General features: G+C 70.5%; 2 protein-coding genes. Both read right to left on the bottom strand.

The window, feature by feature from the left end:
- Window positions 1–92 precede the first annotated feature (92 nt).
- On the bottom strand, window positions 93–848 hold the full coding sequence (gene istB / locus B5F84_RS09365; protein ID WP_087323315.1) for an IS21-like element helper ATPase IstB: 756 nt from the start codon (window positions 846–848) through the stop codon (window positions 93–95).
- Window positions 841–2334, bottom strand: a complete 1494-nt coding sequence (gene istA, locus B5F84_RS09360) for an IS21 family transposase (RefSeq protein WP_204205557.1) — start codon at window positions 2332–2334, stop codon at window positions 841–843. Before istA ends, istB begins: the two co-directional genes overlap by 8 nt.
- Window positions 2335–2498: the final 164 nt, after the last annotated feature.

Genomic DNA, 2498 nt, shown 5'->3' with positions numbered 1-2498 from the left:
TGTGTTTAGTCAAGTCTCACTTGCGGAAAAGAGCGCGCCCTTCTTTCGGGTTTCAGCACGCAAGTTTTTCGGTTTCCGGCGCCGGCACGCCCCTAGCTTCCTGACTTGCCGAGCATGAGCGACTCCTCGAGCCGGTGGCTGGGTCCTCCGAACTCGACGAGCCTGCCGTGGTGGACGACGCGGTCCACGATCGCGGCGGCGAGCTTGTCGTCGGCGAAGACCGTGCCCCACCGGCTGAACTCCACGTTCGTGGTGAACACTATGCTCCTCCTCTCGTAGGAGTCGGATATGACCTGGTAGAGCAGCCGCGCGCCGTCGACGTCGAAGGGGACGTAGCCGAACTCGTCCAGAACGAGCAGGTCGGCCCTGCCGACGTCCGCCAGCAGCCTGTCGAGCGTCCCCTCGCGCTTGGCCTTGCCGAGCTGCAGCACGAGCGTCGCCGCCTGGAAGAACCGCACCGGCATCCCGCGCCGGGTCGCCTCGATGCCGAGGGCCGTCGCCACGTGGGTCTTGCCGCGGCCGGTGGGGCCGTGGAACACGAGGTCCTCGGCGCGCCCGACGAAGTCGAGCGAGAGCATCTCGTCGCGGCCCCAGCCCTCGGGGAAGCGCACGTTGGACCAGTCGAACCCCTCCACGGCCTTGGGCACGGGGAACCTCGCCTGGCGCAGCAGCCTCGCCCGCTTGGACCGCTCGCGCGACTCCAGCTCGCGCGCGAGCATCCCGGAGCACGCGGCGAGCTGGCCCGGGGTCGCGGCCTCGAGGAACCACGCTATCGTCGCCTTCGATATGAACAGCGACCTGGCGCGCGAGGAGAACTCCTCGCGCTCCTCGTCGGTCAGCCTAGGCACTGGCGGCACCCCCCTCCAGCAGCTCGAAGGCCCGGTCGTACCCCGCGAGGTCGACCGGCTCGTCGTACTCGACGGACGCGTCGCCCGCGGCCGCCCTGGCGGCGGCGAGCTCCAGGGTGGCCGCGTCCACGCCGCCGGTGGCCCCCAGCGAGCGCAGCGCGCCCTCCACGGTCGCCGCCCAGCCCCGCCTGGCGCTCACGTCACGCAGGGCCCTGAGGTCCGCGCCGAGGTCGGCGGGCGCCTCCGAGTCGAGGAACGACACGAGCTCCTCGGGCAGCGACCCGCGCACGACGCTGTCGCGCCAGCCGCCCGGGCGCACGCAGAGCAGCCTCAGCTGCAGCGTGGGGTCGGCGGAGTCCGTCGGCGCGTCGCCCCACTCGCGCGGGTACTCGGCGACGACCTCGCCCCCGGCGCCGACGACCGTGACGTCGAAGGCGCCCATCGCGACGGCGACCTCGCGGGAGGCGTTGGCGGGGCCCGCCGAGTAGCGGTGCTCGCCGCCGGCCTTGAAGGAGCCCTGCTTGTCGCACTTCCGCGTGATCCACGTCACGCACGCGAACGGCGCCGCCGGCAGCGGCGAGAGCGCCGCGCGGTCCGCCTCGAAGAGCTCCGACTCGGGGATGCCCCTGCGGTAGTGAGGCTTGCCGTCCGAGAGCCCCAGGCACGCGCCGAGCAGCCGTCCGTTGTAGGCCTTCACGTCCCAGACCTGCGGGACCGGGACGAACAGGTTGCGCCTGAGCGCGCCGACCTTGTTCTCCACGGACCCCTTCTCGTTTCCCGAGTAGGGGTTGGTGAAGCTGTAGTCGAGCCCGTAGTGCGCGGCGAACCGGCGGAAGAGCGCCGAGGTCCTGATCTCGGTGCCGACCCTGCGTCCGACCTCGGTGGCGTTGTCGAAGACGGCGCGCAGCGGCACGCCCCCGAGGAACTCGAAGACGTCCCTGAGCCCCTGGCAGACGCACTCCGCGGTCTCGCCCCAGAAGACCTGCGCGAGCCCGACGTTGGAGTGCGGGAACGTGACCACGAGGAAGTGGCCCCGCGTGACGACGCCGCGCACGCGGAAGTCGGCCTGCCCGAAGTCGACCTGGCACTCGCCCGGGAGCCAGTCGAGCAGGAGGAACCCCTGCGCCTCGCGGGCGTCGAGCTCCGCGGCGAGCTCCTCGCGCCTGCGCCTCACGTACCTCTGGACGGTGGTGTAGGAGCCCCCGAAGCCCTTCTCCCCGACGAGGCGGTCGTAGACCCGCTTGGCGGTGTGGCGCTGCTTGAACCAGCAGCGCCTGTCCTCGAGCAGCCACGAGTCGATCAGTCCCGCGAAGGGCTCGAGCAGCGGCGACTCGGGCGCCCTGCCGACCGCCGGCGGCCTCTCGGAGAGGTCGGGCTCCCTCAGGTACTTCCTCACCGTGGGCTCGGAGACCCCGGTGTCCCGGGCTATCGAGGCGACAGTCGCCCCGTTCCTGCCCAGCCTTCTGATATCGTCGATCTTGTCCACGCCGATCATTTCCTCTCTGGCCCCCAATCGTCGTAACCGAAGCAACGACAACGGTAGGCCGAACGGGATGGTCGGCGTGCCCGCGCTCAGACCCGAAACTTTTTCGCGCTCATTCCCGAAAAACCACCGCGCTCAAACCCGCAATACGGAGGCTATCAAACACA

It is taken from the genome of Olsenella sp. An290 (assembly GCF_002159535.1).
Taxonomy (GTDB): Bacteria; Actinomycetota; Coriobacteriia; order Coriobacteriales; family Atopobiaceae; genus Thermophilibacter.
Note: the sequence above shows the minus strand (reverse complement) of the source record. Positions and strands in the feature narration are given on the sequence as shown.